The sequence below is a fragment of the Achromobacter spanius genome (genome assembly GCF_002812705.1).
Classification (GTDB): domain Bacteria; phylum Pseudomonadota; class Gammaproteobacteria; order Burkholderiales; family Burkholderiaceae_B; genus Achromobacter; species Achromobacter spanius.
Genome location: NZ_CP025030.1, coordinates 2,080,107 through 2,097,444 on the forward strand (window position 1 = coordinate 2,080,107; position 17,338 = coordinate 2,097,444).

Below are 17,338 nucleotides of genomic sequence, written 5' to 3' on the forward strand. Positions count from 1 at the left end.
GGGGACATACAACCGCGCGTAACCCATCACACAGCGCACACCGAAGCCACCGTAGGATGGGTGAAGCGCGGAAAAATCACCGCAAGAACGCCAACGCCCATCGCGCGTAACCCATCGGCCGGCGCATGCCGAAGCCACCGTAGGATGGGTGAAGCGCGGCAAAATCACCGCAAGAACGCCAACGCCCATCGCGCGTAACCCATCGTGCAACGCGAGACGAAGCCCCCGTAGAATGGGTGAAGCGCGGCAAGGTCACCGAAAGAACGACAACGTCCATCGCGCGTAACCCATCATGCAACGCAAGCCGAACCCACCGTAGGATGGGTGAAGCGCGGCACGGTCGCCGCAAGAACGACAACGTCCATCGCGCGTAACCCATCACACAGCCCCTCCGCCTACTTCACCCCCTCAAACTCCTCCAACAGCGGCACCAACTTTTCACGCAGCTTCGCCTGCAACCCCTCCGCCGGGGCCACTAACGGGTCCAGCACCTCGGGCGCATTCACTCCAATCAAATCCATCACCGACTTCATCGGCCCCGGATTTGTTTCCGCGAACGCCAGATTCATCAACGGGATCAAGCGGCGATGCAGCGCCATCGATTCACTCGTGCGCCCTTCCATTGCCAACGCATACACCTGCTTCCACGCCGACGGCAGCAGACTTGCCGTCACCACGATCCCACCCTTCGCGCCGGCGGCCAAATGCACCGGCAGCAAGGTGTCTTCCCCACTGAACACCGCGAACGACTCATCCACCCCCGCCACCGTACGCAGGAAGTGATACATGTCCGTATTGCAGGCCTTCATGCCAATAATATTTTCATGGCGCGACAGCTCATGCAGCACCTCCGGCGCAATCGCAATCCGCGTGCGGTACGGAATTTCGTAGATCATCACGGGCAGCGGCGACGCGTCCGCATAGCGCAAAAAGTAATCGCGGATACCCGCTTGCGTCGGGGTCGTGTAGTACGGCGTCAGCACCATCAAGGCATCCGCGCCAGCATCCGCGAATTCATTGCCCGCTTGCAGCGCATCATGAAAGCCGGGGTCCAGCACGCCGGGAATCACCGGCACGCGGCCGGCCACGGCCTCCACCGTCAGCTTGCACATGCGGATGCGCTCGGCGCGGGCCAGCGCGCCGTACTCGCCCGTGCCGCCCAAGGGCACGATGCCGTCGATGCCTTGCTTGAGCAGGTAGGCCACCAGCGCCTGGGCCGCCTTAACGTTGATGGTGTCGTCGGCGTTGACCGGCGTCGGGATCGCGGGAAAGACTCCGCGCAGATGGGTTGCGTTCAGCATGTTGGGGTTCCTAAAGATAAATCAAACGCGCCGGGCTCAGTTGGCCAGGCTGCGGCGGCGCAGCCTGTCGGCCAGCCAGATCAGCGCGGCAATGAAAATGAACAAGCAGGTGGATACCGCCGCAATCACGGGTGAAATCTGCAACGTCACCTCGTCCCAGAACTGCTTGGGCAACGTGGCGTTCAGGCCGCCCAAGGCGAACAGCGCAATCGTCAATTCATCGAACGACGTGGCGAACGCGAACAGGAACGACGACATCAGCCCCGCGCCAAGAATCGGGAAGGTCACGAAGCGCAGCGTGGACCAGGGACCCGCGCCCAGGCTTTGCGCCGCCAGGTCCAGCCGCGTGTCGTAGTTGCGCAGCACCGCCATCATCGTGATCACCACGTACGGCACCGCCACCACGGTATGCGCCAGGATCAGCCCGATCATCGAGCCCACCAGGCCCACGCGGGCGAAGAAATAGAACATGCCCACGGCGATGATCATGCGCGGCACCACGATGGGCGACAGCACGAAGGCCAGCATCGCCGACTTGCCGCGCATGTTGGCGCGCACCAGCAGGAACGCAGCAGGCGTGCCGATCAGCATCGCCAGCAAGCCCGTGCCCACCCCCACGATCAGCGATCGCGTAATGGCCTGCATCCATACGGGCGACGTGAACATCTGCTCGTACCATTGCAGCGAAAAGCCCTTGGGCGGCCACGTCAGCCCGGACCCCGAATCAAACGACAGCGGGATCATCAGGAAGGCCGGCGCGCTAAGGAACGCCAGCACGCCCAGCACCATCCACCACAGCGTGCGCGACTGCCCGGTGCCCGACACCGACCGCCGCATGCGCTTGGGCAGCAGCGCGAACAGTGCATCCGACACATTGGCCAGTACCGTCAGCACCGCATCACCCGCGCGGCGCGACACGCTTTCCTTGCCGGACCCGCGTACGCGGGTGGACGCGCCGCCCGTCATGGTGGACAGGCCCAGCACCTTGTCATAGATGGCAAACACCACCAGCACCACTACCAGAAGCAGCACCGACACCGCGCCGGCGAACTCCCAGTTCATGGTCTGCTGCACCTGGTCGATGATGATCTGCGTGATCATCGTTTCCTTGCGCCCGCCCAGCAGTGCGGGCGTGATGAAGAAGCCGATGGCGGTCACGAACACCATGATGGCCGCGGCGGCAACACCCGGCATCGACAACGGGAAATAGATCTTCCAGAACGCGGTGCCCGGGCGCGCGCCCAGCGTGGACGCGGCGCGTGGCAGGTTGCGGTCGATGTTCTCCATGACGGACAGCATCGTCAGCACCGCCAGCGGCATCAGCGCATGTACCATGCCCACCAGCACGCTGCCGAAGTTGTAGAGCAGGTTGGCGGGCGCATCCAGGATGCCCAGCGCTTGCAGCAACTGGTTCACCACGCCATTGCGGCCCAACAGCACTACCCACGCAAAGGTGCGCACCAGAAAGCTGGTCCAGAACGACAGCAGTACCCAGAACAGCAGCGAGGTCTTGCGCTTGGCCGTCAGGCTGGAGATCAGGTAGGCCACCGGGTAGCCTGCGACCACCGAGAAGAAGGTGGTCCATAACGAGATCTTCAACGTGATCAGCAGCACGTTGATATACACCGACGATTCAAACAGCCGGTGATACTGCGTCAGCGTAAAGCCCTGGTCGCCGACGAAACTCAGCAACAGCAACTGGCCGACCGGATAAATCAGCAGCACCAGCAGCAGCACGACCAGCGGCGCTGCCATCAGGAAATGGCGGCGGCCGGGGCTCATGCGCTTGCGAGGGGTGGCAAGGGTAGTCATGCGTTCACTCCGCAATCGCCACCGCGTCGGCGGCTTGCCAGCTAACGGTCAAAGGCTGGCCGATGGCGTATTGCTCGGCCTGCCGCTGCGTCGGATACGCCACGACGATAGGCGCGGCGTCGGGCACGCCCGAGTCCAGGTACAGCTTGGTCAGGCTGCCGGTCACCATCACGTCCAGCAGCTTGCCGGTCAGACCGGGGCCGGCCGTGCCCACGCGCAGGTTCTGCGGACGCAGCATCACCGTGACCTTCTGGCCGGCCTTGATGGGGGCGCCGTTGGACAGCGCCTGCCCGGTCACGCCCTGATGCGCCAGCTTCACGGTCAGCGTGTCGCCGTCTACCGAGGCGACCTCGCCTTGCAGCAGGTTCGATTCGCCCAGGAAGTCCGCCACGAACAAGGTGCGGGGGCGGAAGTACAGGTCGGCCGGCGTGCCCAGTTGTTCGATCGCGCCGCCGTTCATCAGGCAGATGCGGTCGGACATCGTCATGGCCTCTTCCTGGTCGTGCGTGACGTACACGATGGTGGTGCCCAGCTCGCGGTGGATGCGCTTGATCTCCAACTGCATCTGGTCGCGCAGCTTCTTGTCCAGCGCGCCCAGCGGCTCGTCCATCAGGATGATGGCGGGGCGATAGACCATGCAGCGCGCCAGCGCAATGCGCTGCTGCTGGCCGCCCGACAGTTCGCGCGGCAGGCGCGTGGCCACGTGCGGCAGGCGCACCATTTCCAGCGCCTCGTGCGCGCGGCGGCGCGCTTCGGCCGTCGGCACCTTGCGCATCTTCAAGGGGAACGCGATGTTCTCCTCGATGCTCATGTGCGGAAACAGCGCGTAGTTCTGGAACACCATGCCGATATCCCGTTCATACGGCGCGCCATAGGTGACGTCGGCGCCGTCGATCAGCACGCGGCCCTCGTCGGGCTGCGCCAGGCCGGCGATCAGGCTCAACAGGGTGGTCTTGCCGGAGCCGGACGGGCCCAGCAGCGTCAGGAATTCGCCGCGGGCGACGTCCAGGTGCGTGGGCGCCAGCGCAACGAAATCGCCATAGCGTTTGCCCAGGCCCGAGATTTGCAGATTGGAAGAAGACATGGTGTTCAACACGTTAAAGATGCCCGGTGCGCGCCACGGTCGTGGCGCGCGATTGACGACTTACTTCAGGACCCAGCCGTTGAAGCGCTCAAGCACGTCGCGCTGCTTGTCGAGCCAGTACGCCGCGTTGATGTGCAAGCCGGTCTTGATGTTGTCGGGGTGGGTGGGGCAATTGCGCGCCACATCGGCCTTGATGTAGTCGAAGGCGGCGGGTTGCGTGACGCCGGCGGCAAAGTACTCCACCAGCGACGCCTGGCGCTTGGGGTCGGAGGCAAACTTGATGAACTCGCGGCACGCGTCGGCGTTGGGCGAGCCTTTCAGAATGGCCCAGTTGTCGCAGCCCCAGATGTTCTGGTCCCACACGATCTGCACCGGCGCGCCGTTGGCTATGGCCGATTGCGCGCGCGACACCCAGGTGGCGATCATGTCGACTTCGCCCGATCCCAGCATTTGTTCAACTTGCGCGCCCGTGTTCCACCACACGTCCACCGACGGCTTGATCTTGTCCAGGCTGGCCAAGGCGCGGTCGATATCGCAGGGGTAGACCTTGTCGGTGGGCACGCCGTCGGCCATCAGGGCTTCTTCGATGGTGTCGAACGGGTGCTTGCGCAGGCCGCGGCGGCCGGGGATGTCTTTCACGTTCCAGAAATCGGCCCACGACTCGGGCGCGCGGCGGCCCTTGAACGCGTCGGTGCGGTACGCCAGCACGGTGGTGTAGACGTTGTTGCCCACGCCGTAGGGCGACATGTATTGCTTCGGAATGGTGGCCACGACCGGGTCGGATTCCAGGCCGTGCTTTTCCAGATAGACCTTGCCGCCTTCGGTCAGCATCAGGATGGCCGGTTGGCTGATCTTGGCCATGTCCCAGGTGTAGTTGCCGGTGTCGACCATGCTGCGGATCTGCGCGGTGGGCTCGGCGTTGGCCTGCACGCCCACCACCTGGATGCCGGTCGCCTCCGAGAACGGCTTGTAGAACACGGCGCCATACGCCTTGCTGTAGATGCCGCCGTCATCGCGCACCACGATGCGCTTGGAGGCCGCGCGCGACGGCGTCCAGATCATGGGCATGGCCAGCGCGGCGGCGCCGGCGGCGACGGATTTCAGCGCGTTGCGGCGCGAAGCGTTGTGAGGGATGGATTTCATGGAAGACTCCTGCGGGTCGGGTCAGGGACTACGGATCAAGGACGGCTAATCAAGGAATAGGGAGCAAAGACGGCGGCTCAAAGACGACGGAACAAAAGCACTCGCTCATGGCAGCAAGCGCCCGGGGTTGAACAAATTGGCGGGATCAAAGGTGGACTTCAGCGCGCGCATCATCGCCAGTTCAACCGGCGATTTGTAGTGCGCCATCTCGGCCAGCGACGTGCGGCCCACGCCGTGCTCGGCACTGAAGGTGCCGCCCAGCACATCGGCCACGTCATTGACGGCGCGGCGGATATCGGCGGCCATCGCGTCGTGGTCGGGCAGGGCGTTCCAGGCGTCGAACGTGAAGAAGGGAATGAAGTGCACGTTGCCGTCGCCCAGGTGCGCCACGATCAGCACGGGCAAGTCCGGCACCAGCCGGCGCACGGCGGCGGTGGCTTCGTCGATAAAGCGCGGCACGCTGGAGACCGGTACGGCGCTGTCGGTGGTCAGGCCCACGCCCGCTTTCTTATTGCCTTCGGACACGCTGTGGCGCACTTCCCACAGCGCGGCGCGCTGCGTGTCGTTGCTGGCCAGCACGGCGTCGTGCAGCAGGCCACGTTCAGCGGCTTGCAGAAGTGTCTGCTGCAACAGGTCTTGCAGTTCTTCGCCGCTGCCGGTGTCGGACAGTTCAATCAGCACATGCCATGGGTGCGTGCCGTCCAACGGATTCTTGCGGCCCGGCACGTGCGCCATCACGATGTCCAGTTGGTTGCTGTCGATCATTTCAAAGGCCGACAGGCGCGAACCGCAGCTGCGTTGGAACATGCCCAGTATGTCCAGCGCTGCTTGCGGGCTGTCCGGCGCCACCCAGGCCACGGCGTGGCGCGTGGGCAGGGGATGCAGCTTGAGCACGGCGGCGGTGACGATGCCCATCGTGCCCTCGGCCCCGATGAACAGGTGCTTAAGGTCGAAGCCCGTATTGTTCTTGCGCAGCGCTGTCAGCCCATTCCAGATGGCGCCGTCGGGCAGCACCACTTCCAGGCCCAGGATGTTGTCGCGGGTATTGCCGTAGCGCAGCACGCCGGTGCCGCCCGCGTTGGTGGCGATGGTGCCACCAATCTGGCAGGAGCCTTCGGCGCCCAGGCTGATCGGGTACAGCCGGCCTTCGGCGGCGGCGGCGTCCTGCACCGTGGCCAGCACGCAGCCCGCTTCGACTTCCATGGAATTGTTCGCCGCGTCGACCCGGCGCACGCGGCGCATGCGGGCCAGGTTCACAATGACGGGCGGCGTGCCGGTCGCGTTTGGCACCGCGCCGCCGCACAGGCTGGTGTTGCCGCCTTGGGGCAGTACCGGCGTGGCGTGGGCGTTGCAGAGCCGGACGATGTCAGCCACCTGCTGCGTGTTGCCCGGCAGGGCGACGCACAACGCCGGACCCTTGTACCGGCCGCGCCAGTCTTCGGTGTAGCCCGCGGTGTCGGCCTCGGTGTGAAGGATGGCGTCGGCGCCCAGGGCCTGGGTCAACGCGTCTAGCAGGGTGATGCCGTTGGTCATGTCTGTGGTCCCGAATGAAGCTCGGGGTTCAAGGGAACCCGAGTGCATTGAGGCACAGCATACGATCGATTAAATCGCTTTTCGATTTGATTAATCGTATATCAATTGATTTTAGGGTATGTCCTAGGCGGGAAGCGGGCGACAGAACTCAGGCCGCGCGTGCAGCACAGCCCGCCTCGTCGTCTAATGGCACGCCTGGATTGCAGTTGCTGAAACGATCGAAATACAATCGTATCGTGCGATATGCAATCTACTGTGAGCTCGTTTGCACGCTGGCTCGCAATCTTTCCTGGACCCCTATCCCTATGCGCGAAAAAATCGTTTTCATCGGCGGCGGCAACATGGCCTCCGCCATCATTGACGGCTTGCTCGGACAGGGCCGCGAGCTGGCCGATTTCCTGGTGGTTGAGCCTTACGCACCCACGCGCGACGCGCTCATCGCGCGCGGTTTGGCCTGCCGGGAAAGCGTGGGGGCAGATATTGGCGACGCCGCACTGTGCGTGCTGGCCACCAAGCCGCAAGGGCTGCAAGAAGCCTGCGGGCAGGTGCGTGAATTCCTGCCGGCTGACGCCACCGTGATCAGCATCGCGGCCGGGGTGGACTTGGCGTCGTTGTCGCAATGGCTGGGCGGGCACGCGCGCATCGTACGCGCCATGCCCAACACGCCCGCCAAGGTGGGTCTGGGCATGACGGGCCTGTACGCCACGCCGGCCTGCGCGGAAGCCGACCGCAAGCGGGTGGACGCCCTGTTCGCCGCCGTGGGCGAGCGCATCTGGACCGATACGGAAGCCATGATCGACGCCGTGACCGCCGTGACGGGCAGCGGCCCCGGCTACGTGTTCCATTTCATGGCGGCCCTGGAAAAGGGCGCGTTGCAACTGGGCTTTTCGGCCGACGACGCGCGCCGCCTGGCCGTGTCCACGTTCCGAGGGGCGGCGGGCTTGGCGGCTAGCGAAGCGGTGCCGCTGACGGAACTGCAGGAACGCGTTACGTCCAAGGGCGGCACCACGTATGCGGCGTTGTCGCATATGCGCGAAGCCGGCGTGGCGGATGCCATCACGCAAGCGGTGCGCAAGGCCGAAGCGCGCGCGCGTGAGTTGTCGGCGGGCTAAGGCTACAAACTCCGGCGGCCCAACCACCACAACAGCAGTACCGCCGCCGCGATCGCCGCGACGTTGAACTGCATGGCCGCGCTGAAGGCATGCGCGTAGCGTTCGGGCGCACTGGCGTCGGCATGGGCTTGCAAGGCGCCACCGAACAGCATGCCCGCCGCCGCGACGCCTAGCGCGGCGCCCACTTGTTGCAGCGTCGACACCACGCCCGCCGCCATGCCGGCGTGGCGGTCTTCGACCAAGCCCAGCGCCACGTTGACCAGCGGCGTATTGACCGCGCCCTGCGCCGCGCCCAACCACACCAGCGCGGGCACCAGCGACCACGGCGACAAGTCCGCGCCGGCCATGCCCACCTGAGCCATCAATGCCGCGGTGGCGCCACCGTACAGCAGGGCGGCCAGCGTAATGGCGGGCGTGCCGAAGCGGGCCACGAGGCGCGGCGCGGCCATGGACCCGGCCACAAAGCCGACACTTGCCGGCGCGAATATCAAGCCGGCCGTCAACGCGTCCAGCCCAAAGCCGGTTTGCACCAGCATTGCGTAGCAAAGAAACATGGCGCTGGCGGTCGAAAACACCAGCATCACCAACAGGCACCCCACCGCAAAGCGCGGCTGCGTCATCAAGCCCATGTCGAGCAGCGGCGCGCCGCCGCGCGCCTTGACGCCACGTTGCATGCGCACGAACGACAGCAACAGCAGCACGGCCACTGCGGCACACGCTACCGACCATACGGGCCAGTGCCGCGCCGGGCCCTCGATCAGCGCCAGCAGCAGCAAGGCCAGGCCCGCTGCCACGCACGCCGCGCCGGGCCAATCCATGGCCGCACTGGAAGGCTCGCGGGATTCGGGGATATGGCGCGCCAGGCGCCACGCCAGCAAGCCTATCGGCACGTTGATCAGAAAAATGGCGCGCCACGTCAAGCCGAACAAGTCGGCATGCACGATCCAGCCGCCCAGCACCTGGCCGGCAATGGCGGCCAAGCCCAACGTCATGCCCATCAGGCCGAACGCGCGCCGCCGCGCCTGGCCATCGAAGCTGACACGGATCAACGCATAGACCTGCGGAAACAGCATGGCCGCCGCCACGCCTTGCAGCACCCGCGCGCCGATCAGCGCGTTGGCGCTGGGCGCCAGTCCGCACAGGGCCGAGGCCAACGCGAAGCCGGCCATGCCCAGCATGAACAAGCGGCGCCGGCCGTGGCGGTCGCCCAGGCGGCTACCGGCGATCAGCAACACGCCATACGCCATTTCGTAGGCGGCAATGATGAAGTTGATTTGTGAAAAGCTGGCCGCCAGCGTGCTTTGCATGCTGGGGATGGCGACGTTCACCACGAACAAATCGAAGATGGTGATGAAGCCGCCCGACAACAGCACCGCCAGGCCCAGCGGGCCCAGGGTCGGGGTGTCGGGGGTGGGGCAGGTGCGGGGGGAAGGCAGGGCGTTCGAGCTCATGTCAGCGCTATCGGATTGGAATCGGCGCTATTCTGGGCGGGCACGCAGCCTTATACAATTTAGCTGTTTATGCTGTTACTAAGGGCAATAGGCTGGCAGCAGTGGCCTTCTAGCAGCAACCCGTCAGCAGTAGCGCTTCAGCAGTAACCAGCCCACAGTAGCCCCGTCCACCAAACCCGATTCGCGCCCCGTCATGACCCCAATCCCCACCCCCGAACGCCTGGACCGCACGCGCCCCGACCTGGCCGAATTCCTGCGCCTGCGGCGTGCACGCCTCAACCCGTCGGACTTAGGCTTGCCCGCCGGCAGCCGCCGCCGCACGCCTGGCCTGCGGCGCGAGGAAGTCGCCGCGTTGGCCGGCGTGGGCCTGGCCTGGTACACGTGGTTTGAGCAAGGTCGCAACATCAGCGTGTCGGCCACCTTCCTGGAAAACCTGGCGCGCGTTTTGAAGCTGGACGCCGCCGAACGCCGCCATCTTTATCTGCTTGCGCATCAGCGCCCGCCTGCTGAACCCGGCCGCACCTGGTGCACGGTGCCGCCGCAAGTGCGCCGCCTGATGGACGACCTGCCCACGCGGCCCGCCTACATCCTGAATCTGCGTTGGGACGTGGTGATGTGGAACGCCGCGGCAGACCGGGTGTTCGATTTTTCCGCGCAGGCGCCGGGCCGCCGCAACCTGCTGTGGATGCTGTTTGTGGAGCCCCGCATGCGGCAGCTATTCGTGGACTGGTCCGCGCAGGCGCCCGCCATGCTGTCCACCTTCCGACGCGACTTCGCCAGTGCACACGGGGTGCCGGACATTGCCGAGCTGGTGGATGAGCTGGAAGCCGTATCGCCGGATTTCAAGACATGGTGGCGCGAACACGACGTGCACGGCGCATGCATGGGGCAGCGCAAGCTGCACGTGGAGACCCTGGGCGACATCGCGTTCGAACACGCCACGCTGACCGTCGACGAAAGCCGCCATTTGCGTCTGGTCGTCTATGCGGCGGCGCCCGACGAACCCCGGGCGGCGGAGTTCGCGCACTGGCTAGGGGCGCGTTCCGACCCGGGAGCCGTCGCCTAGGGATACAAGCTCGCGGTTGACGCCGGGAATTTTGCGGGTGTATCGTAAGATCTATATCTTTAGATACATCGTAAGAGGCATTCCATGCGCCAGCACGACGTCGACCACACCCAACCCCATGCCCATGTCCACGGGCACCGTGGCCATCATCATCACCATCACCACCATCACCCCCACCACGCCAGTGCCGGGGGTGATTGGTTTTCCGGGACGCCTGACGGGGGGCGCGGCGGCGACGCCGGCGGCTTTGGCGGCGACGGCCGTGGCTTTACACGCGGCCGCCGCGTGTCCGCCGATGACTTGCAGTTGATGCTCTTGGGCTTGTTGGAACAGAACCCCAGCCACGGCTACGAACTCATCAAGGCGTTCGGCACGCTTAGCAACGGCTTCTACACGCCCAGCCCCGGCATGGTGTACCCCGCGCTGACCTATCTGGAAGAGCTGGGCTACGCGACCGTCGAGCAGGACGGCGCCAAGAAGCGCTACCACCTGGCGGAACCCGGCCGGGTCCATCTGGACGCGAATCGTGATCGCGTGTCGATGATGTTCAACCGCTTCAAGCACATCGCTCGCAAGATGGATTGGATGCGGCAGGCATGGAGCGGCGAGCCGCGCAGCCTGGGGCCGGAAGGCGAGGACGCGCGCACGGGCTGGCTGCCCGAGTTTGTTGAAGCCAGGCATGCCATGCGCCGCGCGCTGATGGAACGCACCGATGCATCGCCCGCCGAACAACGCCGCATCGCCGCCATCCTGGCGCGTGCCACCGATGAGATCACCGGCAAGCCCTGTGCTTGATCCCGCACTTTCCCAGAATTTGGAGCTTTGATGAATCGTAGTGACCTGACCGTGGAGCGCGTGCGCCACAACTTGAAGATGCGCGTACTGACCGTTCAGCGCGTCGAGCGCGTCGCGGGCCTGTTGGCCCGCGTTACCTTCACCGGAGACGACCTGCAGGACTTCGTGTCCGCCTCGTTCGATGACCACGTGAAGCTGTTCTTCCCCGCCGATCCTCTGCTGCCGCCGGCGTTGCCCAGCGTCGGCCCGGACGGCGTGAAGTTTCCTGATGGTATGCCGAAGCCTGCGGCGCGTGATTACACGCCGCGCCGTTTTGATGCGGAGCGTCGTGAGCTGGAGATTGAATTCGTGCTGCATGGCGACGGTCCGGCATGCATGTGGGCGGAACAGGCGCAGCCGGGTCAACAGCTTGGTATTGGTGGCCCGCGTGGTTCGTTCGTGGTGTCCAAGGCGTTTGACTGGCATGTGCTGATCGGCGACGAAACCGCGCTGCCCGCCATTGCCCGCCGGCTTGAGGAATTGCCTGCAAAGGCGCAAGCGCTGGTGTTGATTGAAGTGCCGTCTGCGGAGAATGAAATGCCGTTGGCGTCGGCGGCGAATGTGTCGGTGCGTTGGTTGCCGCGTAATGGGACCGCGCCGGGGTATAGCACTTTGTTGCTGGATGCGGCGCGGGAATTGACGCTGCCTGAAGGTGAAGGCTATGTCTGGGTCGCGGCGGAATCCGCCGTGGCCAAGGCCGTGCGCGAAATCATGGTGTCACGGCATGCCATCGACAAGTCTCGTATTCGCGCCGCGAGCTATTGGAAGAGGGGGGCGGTGGCGGTGCATGAGTCGCATGAGGGGTGAGGTGGGGGGGCGGGGGTGATGGGTTTCGCGCGGGCTGCGCTGGGGGTTCTTTTTGTTGGATTGCCGCGCTGCACCCATCCTACGTTCGTGCCATCGCACGTTCGCGCCATCGCACGTTCGCGCCATCGCACGTTCGCGCCATCGCACGTTCGTGCCATCGCACGTTCGTGCCATCGTAGGATGGGTGTAGCGCGGCAGGGGCGTGATAAAAACCGAAGCGGTTAGCGCGCGGAACCCATCTTGCGGTGGTGGTTCTTGCGTTGGGCTTCATAAGAACTGGGGCGTTGCTTGATGGGTTTCGCGCGAACCGAATCTGCGTTCTTTTTTCGTGTCTCTCGCGCTGCACCCATCCTACGGGTTTGGCGTTGGTTTTTCGCGGGCCAGGCGCAGCAGGTTTTGTATTCTGCCGCCGAGATTTTCTGCGCGGACGGCCAGGCCTAGCACCGCGCGGGGCCAGTCCAGGGTGAAGGGGCGGTAGACCACGCCGTCGGGGCGCAGGGGGCGTAATGACGCCGGCACCACGGCCACGCCCATGCCTGCCGCCACCAGGTTCACCGCCGACGATAACTGCGGCGCGCGTTGGCCGATCAACGGGTTCACGCCATGCTGGCGGCACGCCGCCATGATGTCCGCGCTAAGCCCGTAGCCGGATTTGCGCGAATACAGGATGAAGCGTTCCTGCGTCAGATCCTTCGGCGCCAAGCGCTTGCGGCGCGCCAGCGCGTGGCCCAGCGGCAACGCCACCACCAAAGGCTCTTCGGTCAACTGCGTGAACATCAGCCCGCCATCCAGCGCGAACGGCGGCCGCACGAAAGCGGCGTCTATCGCGCCATCGCGCAATTGCGCCACCAGCGTCTCGCTATCGCCTTGCGACAGCGTCATCTCAACCTTGGGATACTGCTGGCGATAGCGTCGGATCACTTCCGTCACCACGCCATTGAACGAGGCCGACTCCGTAAACCCCAGCGCCAGTTCCCCCACTTCGCCACGTGCAGCACGTTGGGCGGTCCGCACCGCGGCCTCCGCGCGTTGCAGGATGTCTTGCGCGCAGGACAGGAACGCCCGGCCCGCGTCATTCAGCACCACACCGCGTCCCGTTCGGTCGAACAGTGGCGTGCCTACTTCCTGTTCCAACTGACGAATCTGCTGGCTCAGCGGCGGCTGCGCCATGCCCAGGATTTCCGCCGCGCGCGTGAAGTGCTGGGCCTCGGCTGTCACCACGAAATACCGCAGATGCCGCAGTTCCATATCGATACCTTTAAAGTACTGATTATCAATATTCCATATATTGGACATTCTAGCCCTGCAAGCCGATCATGCACGCATCGATCCCGCTTCCAGGAACCCGCATGAACTCCCCTTTGAAACCCGGCGCCTTGCTGCGCCAGCATCTGGCCGATGACATCGTGGTGGCGCCCGGCGCCTATGACGGCATGTCCGCGCGGCTGGTGGCCCTGGCCGGGTTCAACGCCGTTTACGCCAGCGGCGGCGCCATTGCGCGCGCGGCGGGCTATCCCGACATCGGCCTGCTCAGCTTTACTGAAGTGATGGACCGCGTGGAAAAGATCGTGGACGCCAGCGGGCTGCCGGTCGTCGCGGACGCGGACACGGGCTTCGGCGGGTCCGCCAATGTTGAACGCACGGTACGCATCATGGAGCGCGCCGGCGTGGCGGGTTTCCATATCGAAGACCAATCGTTTCCCAAGCGCTGCGGCCACCTGGACGACAAGAGCCTGGTCGACGTCGAGGAAATGTGCCGCAAGGTCCACATCGCGCGGCAAACATTGAGCGACCCCGACATGCTGGTCATCGCGCGCACGGACGCTATCGCGGTCGAAGGGTTTGACGCCGCCATCACGCGCGCCGAGCGCTACCTGAAGGCGGGCGCCGACATGATCTTCGTGGAAGCGCCCGAAACGCTGGCGCAGATCCGCGCCATTGCCGACCGCCTGCCGGGCTTGAAGCTCATCAACATGTTCTATGGTGGCAAGACGCCGCTGGTGCCACTGCCCGAGCTGGCGGCCATGGGTTATCGACTGGCCATCATTCCGTCGGACTTGCAGCGCGCCGCCGTCCACGCCATGCAGGCCACGCTGGCCGCCATCAAGCAAACGGGCGACAGCAGCGCGCTGGCCGAACAACTGACCAGCTTCAAGGAACGCGAAGCCATCGTGCAGACCCAGCGTTACCTGGCGTTGGACACGCAATAGCCGTCCAGCGCCGGCGCTTCACGCGCCCCTTCAAGCGCTCGTTTCAAGCACGTGCGTCAATCACGCCCTTCAAGCACGCGCTGACGTTTCACGCCCGCGCCGGCCTTAGCGGTCGCAACGCGCCGGCATCGTGTTGGGCCACAAACGCTGCCCCCCGCTGCCGTACAGCGCGCGCACGCCGCATACCATTTCCACGCGGGCCAGTGCGCGGCCGGCCGGGTCGATGAGTTCCGAGTAGTCCATCGTGGACACCACCGCGCGCTGGTTCTTGAACGGCGTGACGGTGCTGTACTCGGGCTGAATGACGTACTGCCCCTGGCGGTCGACAAAGCCGATGTTCATGTCCCCCAGGGCCGGCGCCAAGCCGTCGCGCAGCGTGCCCAGCGCATTGAACGCCGGGCCGGTGAGCGCGCCTTTGGCATTCACGGCGCGCATCGCGCGAGTCGGCAGCAACGACACCGCCTGGCCTTCCGAAAACGCCGATGTGACGCCCTCAACGCTCAGCCGCGTCTTGCCGCTCGTGTCGACATAGTCCGTGCGCAGCCGGCCGTTCATCTCGTAATGCCTGAGCAGTTGCGGTGAACCTTGCGGCCACTGCCATTCGCCCGCGGGCAGCGTCGCCACCGTCTTGCCCGCCGTGTCGATCAGGCGCGCACCGCTTTCATCCGATGCCAATGCACGCGCGGGCGAGCCCTGGAACATCGAGCCGGTAGCGGCGCTGGGCGGAATCTGCCATTTGCCCAGTTCGTTCAGATAGCCGTGACGGGGCGTGCGACGAATCTCCAGCCAGTCGCCCAAGCGCGTGTAGAGCGCGTCTTCCAGGTCTTGCGCATTGGCGCCGTCTGCCGAAAAGATCCAGCGGCGCTGATCGCTCTCGGCCGTGACGGCGCCGTCTTCCGTCTGGCCAATTTGCAGCCGGCTGATGAAGGGCGTCAGCGCGCGGCCCTGGCTGTTGAACAGCGCAACGGGGCGGGAGTAGTCCTCGTCCTGCGCGCCCGCCTGCATCACCTTCCACAAGGTGTCGTTGACCCGCGCGACGGCATGATGGCGCGCCGGCACGGTCCACTTCCCTTGCAGATCAATCACGCCCACGCGGTCCGCGCCCAGCGACGCGACGGCGCGCCCGTTTTCAAACGCACCGATCTCCTGAAACGCGGGCGCGGCCAGTTCCTTGCCCGCCACGAAGTCGTACAGACCCCATGGCGCATCGGCGCTGGCGGTCTTGACGTAGCGCATCACACCCGGCGCCACCACCTGCGAATCAAAGACATCGGCGGGCAGGCTGTACAGCTTGCCGTCGCGGTCGATCATCTTGTTCACGCCGTTGGCGTACACCAGCGCATAGCCCTGGTGAAACGCGCCTATGTGTTGCTGCGCCGGCAGGTCCATCACGCGGCCCTGGGCGTCCAGCAGGCGTATGCCGTCGGCGGTGGTCGCGGCGTAGCGCAGTTGTTCCGGCTTGAGGGCGTCGGTGGAGATGGGCGCATCGCTGTCGCGGTCCGGGTCAACGTCCAGCATCGTCAGGTCCTTCCACGACGGGTCGGTCACCAGGCTTCCATCCGCCAGCAACAGGCCGGCGCCCGCCGGGCCGCATTGGCAGTGCGACTGACCCAGCAGCCCCAAGGGCGCGCCAGGCAAGTCCACGGGCAGGGCCTTCAGTTGCATGTTCTGCACGGCCTCGACGGCGTCAGGCTTCAGCAATACCTGGCCGTCGGCGTCGACGATATTGAGTAGCCCACGTTCCTGATTCTTGATCCACAGCCGGCCTTGCTGCACTTCCATCGTGCCGGCCTCTGCCAACCAGGCGGGCGCGGTGGCGCCGTGCAACCACGCGCCCTTGGGCGTCAGCAGGCCGACGCCTGCCTCGCCTCTGAACAGCACGAAGCCTGCTTCATCGACGCTGGGCGCGAGGCCCGCGCCCAGCGGCACCGGCTTGGGCTGGCTGGGCACCAACGCCATCATCGTGTCGCCCGACGGGTACACGATCACGTCGCCAAAGCGCTGCGAGGCCTCGGCTTCGGGCGACGTCATGGTCACGACCAGCTGGCCGGCGGTGTCCAGTACCGCATAGCCTTTGCGATCGCCCAACTGCGCGCTCCAGAACTTGCGGCCCACGGGGTTCAGCGATTCGTAGCGCTGGTCCGCGCCGATCGCCTTGCCGTCCGTGCCCAGCAGCACCACGCCGTCTGGCCCATAAGCCACGGCCAGCATGCCGTCGCGATTGACCGAGATATCGTCATACACGGGCTCAAGCACCCAGTTCCAGTCGCGGTCGACCAAGCCGTATCGGTACTCGCCGTTGTTGGCGATGTACAAGCCCTGGCCATAGGCTTGCGTCACCTTCACGCCGGGCATGGCGAAGCGGCGTTCGCCCGATGGCGACCGGTATTCCAGCTTGAATGCCACTGCTGCGCGCGCGGGCACGCCGTCTTCGATCACCAGGCTTTCGATGCCGGCGTCCAGCGGCTCGCCTACCGTTTCGCCTTGGCGGTTGATGAACACGTGGCGTCCGTCCACCGTGGCCACGGCCAGGCCGATTTCGGCAAAGTCGCCCACGCTGTCATAACGCGGCGGCACGGCCATGCGGCCTTGTGGGTTGATGAAGCCCCACTTGCCTTGCCATTGCACGGCGGCCAGTCCGTGGCGAAAGTCGCGCACGCTTTCAAAGATGGGGCGGATCACCAGCCTGCCGTTCTGGTCCAGAAAGCCCCAGGCATGGCGGCGCAGGGATTGGTCCGATGGCACGCGGCGCATCGGCTCCAGCGCGGACGGCAGCAGCACGGCGGCGCGTCCGTCCGCCAGGTTGCGGATGCAGCCGTTGGCGTAGGGCGTGTGGTACGAGATGTCGTCGACGGCGGCGTCGTTGCGCGCGCGCGCTTCGTCAACACAAAACACATGGCCCGTCTGCGCGTGCGCGGACAGGGAGGCGCCCAGCGCGGCCAGGGCGCAGGCGATACGGGTGGTGCGGATCACTCGTGACGTCAT

At 65.4% G+C, this 17,338-nt stretch carries 13 protein-coding genes; 5 read left to right on the forward strand and 8 right to left on the reverse strand.

Annotated elements, in window-relative coordinates; all coding sequences use genetic code 11:
- Positions 1 to 395: 395 nt before the first annotated feature.
- From dapA to CVS48_RS09500, 5 genes are all read right to left on the reverse strand, one after another.
- A complete protein-coding gene (dapA, locus tag CVS48_RS09480) occupies positions 396 to 1,301 on the reverse strand; it encodes a 4-hydroxy-tetrahydrodipicolinate synthase (RefSeq protein ID WP_100854223.1) in 906 nt (301 codons plus the stop codon).
- Between the two features lie 36 nt (positions 1,302 to 1,337).
- Positions 1,338 to 3,113, reverse strand: coding sequence for an ABC transporter permease subunit (locus tag CVS48_RS09485; protein ID WP_100854224.1), 1,776 nt, complete (start codon positions 3,111 to 3,113; stop codon positions 1,338 to 1,340).
- A 4-nt stretch (positions 3,114 to 3,117) separates the two neighbouring features.
- Positions 3,118 to 4,197: an ABC transporter ATP-binding protein gene (locus tag CVS48_RS09490; protein WP_100854225.1), complete on the reverse strand. Its 1,080-nt coding sequence runs from the start codon at positions 4,195 to 4,197 to the stop codon at positions 3,118 to 3,120.
- A gap of 60 nt (positions 4,198 to 4,257) precedes the next feature.
- Positions 4,258 to 5,340, reverse strand: coding sequence for an ABC transporter substrate-binding protein (locus tag CVS48_RS09495; protein ID WP_100854226.1), 1,083 nt, complete (start codon positions 5,338 to 5,340; stop codon positions 4,258 to 4,260).
- 105 nt (positions 5,341 to 5,445) lie between these two features.
- Positions 5,446 to 6,873 (reverse strand): FAD-binding oxidoreductase, encoded by a 1,428-nt coding sequence (locus CVS48_RS09500; RefSeq protein ID WP_100854227.1) that lies wholly within the window; start codon positions 6,871 to 6,873, stop codon positions 5,446 to 5,448.
- A gap of 305 nt (positions 6,874 to 7,178) precedes the next feature.
- Here CVS48_RS09500 and proC point away from each other — a divergent pair, with 305 nt between their 5' ends.
- Positions 7,179 to 7,985, forward strand: a complete 807-nt coding sequence (gene proC / locus CVS48_RS09505) for a pyrroline-5-carboxylate reductase (RefSeq protein ID WP_100854228.1) — start codon at positions 7,179 to 7,181, stop codon at positions 7,983 to 7,985.
- 2 nt (positions 7,986 to 7,987) lie between these two features.
- Here the strand turns inward: proC and CVS48_RS09510 are convergent, their stop codons facing one another.
- Positions 7,988 to 9,436 (reverse strand): MFS transporter, encoded by a 1,449-nt coding sequence (locus tag CVS48_RS09510; RefSeq protein ID WP_100854229.1) that lies wholly within the window; start codon positions 9,434 to 9,436, stop codon positions 7,988 to 7,990.
- 193 nt (positions 9,437 to 9,629) lie between these two features.
- Here CVS48_RS09510 and CVS48_RS09515 point away from each other — a divergent pair, with 193 nt between their 5' ends.
- From CVS48_RS09515 to CVS48_RS09525, 3 genes are all read left to right on the forward strand, one after another.
- Positions 9,630 to 10,502 (forward strand): helix-turn-helix transcriptional regulator, encoded by an 873-nt coding sequence (locus CVS48_RS09515; protein ID WP_100854230.1) that lies wholly within the window; start codon positions 9,630 to 9,632, stop codon positions 10,500 to 10,502.
- Between the two features lie 84 nt (positions 10,503 to 10,586).
- A complete protein-coding gene (locus CVS48_RS09520) occupies positions 10,587 to 11,297 on the forward strand; it encodes a PadR family transcriptional regulator (RefSeq protein WP_172616202.1) in 711 nt (236 codons plus the stop codon).
- 30 nt (positions 11,298 to 11,327) lie between these two features.
- Positions 11,328 to 12,143 carry a siderophore-interacting protein gene (locus CVS48_RS09525; RefSeq protein ID WP_100854231.1) on the forward strand — a complete coding sequence of 272 codons (816 nt, stop codon included), beginning with the start codon at positions 11,328 to 11,330 and terminating at the stop codon, positions 12,141 to 12,143.
- Positions 12,144 to 12,494: 351 nt separating this feature from the next.
- On the opposite strand, the gene CVS48_RS09530 is transcribed toward CVS48_RS09525, so the two are convergent.
- Positions 12,495 to 13,391: a LysR family transcriptional regulator gene (locus tag CVS48_RS09530; protein WP_100854232.1), complete on the reverse strand. Its 897-nt coding sequence runs from the start codon at positions 13,389 to 13,391 to the stop codon at positions 12,495 to 12,497.
- Between the two features lie 101 nt (positions 13,392 to 13,492).
- Here CVS48_RS09530 and CVS48_RS09535 point away from each other — a divergent pair, with 101 nt between their 5' ends.
- Positions 13,493 to 14,353 carry an isocitrate lyase/PEP mutase family protein gene (locus CVS48_RS09535; RefSeq protein ID WP_100854233.1) on the forward strand — a complete coding sequence of 287 codons (861 nt, stop codon included), beginning with the start codon at positions 13,493 to 13,495 and terminating at the stop codon, positions 14,351 to 14,353.
- A 105-nt stretch (positions 14,354 to 14,458) separates the two neighbouring features.
- Here the strand turns inward: CVS48_RS09535 and CVS48_RS09540 are convergent, their stop codons facing one another.
- The gene (locus CVS48_RS09540; RefSeq protein WP_167400966.1) at positions 14,459 to 17,338 is read right to left on the reverse strand and encodes a WG repeat-containing protein; all 2,880 of its coding nucleotides are present in this window, start codon (positions 17,336 to 17,338) and stop codon (positions 14,459 to 14,461) included.

Bases quoted from the DNA above. Each gene is read 5' to 3' on its own strand.
- dapA (WP_100854223.1), bottom strand. From the start codon at position 1,301: ATGCTGAACGCAACCCATCTGCGCGGAGTCTTTCCCGCGATCCCGACG.
- CVS48_RS09485 (WP_100854224.1), bottom strand. From the start codon at position 3,113: ATGACTACCCTTGCCACCCCTCGCAAGCGCATGAGCCCCGGCCGCCGC.
- CVS48_RS09490 (WP_100854225.1), bottom strand. From the start codon at position 4,197: ATGTCTTCTTCCAATCTGCAAATCTCGGGCCTGGGCAAACGCTATGGC.
- CVS48_RS09495 (WP_100854226.1), bottom strand. From the start codon at position 5,340: ATGAAATCCATCCCTCACAACGCTTCGCGCCGCAACGCGCTGAAATCC.
- CVS48_RS09500 (WP_100854227.1), bottom strand. From the start codon at position 6,873: ATGACCAACGGCATCACCCTGCTAGACGCGTTGACCCAGGCCCTGGGC.
- proC (WP_100854228.1), top strand. From the start codon at position 7,179: ATGCGCGAAAAAATCGTTTTCATCGGCGGCGGCAACATGGCCTCCGCC.
- CVS48_RS09510 (WP_100854229.1), bottom strand. From the start codon at position 9,436: ATGAGCTCGAACGCCCTGCCTTCCCCCCGCACCTGCCCCACCCCCGAC.
- CVS48_RS09515 (WP_100854230.1), top strand. From the start codon at position 9,630: ATGACCCCAATCCCCACCCCCGAACGCCTGGACCGCACGCGCCCCGAC.
- CVS48_RS09520 (WP_172616202.1), top strand. From the start codon at position 10,587: ATGCGCCAGCACGACGTCGACCACACCCAACCCCATGCCCATGTCCAC.
- CVS48_RS09525 (WP_100854231.1), top strand. From the start codon at position 11,328: ATGAATCGTAGTGACCTGACCGTGGAGCGCGTGCGCCACAACTTGAAG.
- CVS48_RS09530 (WP_100854232.1), bottom strand. From the start codon at position 13,391: ATGGAACTGCGGCATCTGCGGTATTTCGTGGTGACAGCCGAGGCCCAG.
- CVS48_RS09535 (WP_100854233.1), top strand. From the start codon at position 13,493: ATGAACTCCCCTTTGAAACCCGGCGCCTTGCTGCGCCAGCATCTGGCC.
- CVS48_RS09540 (WP_167400966.1), bottom strand. From the start codon at position 17,338: ATGACGTCACGAGTGATCCGCACCACCCGTATCGCCTGCGCCCTGGCC.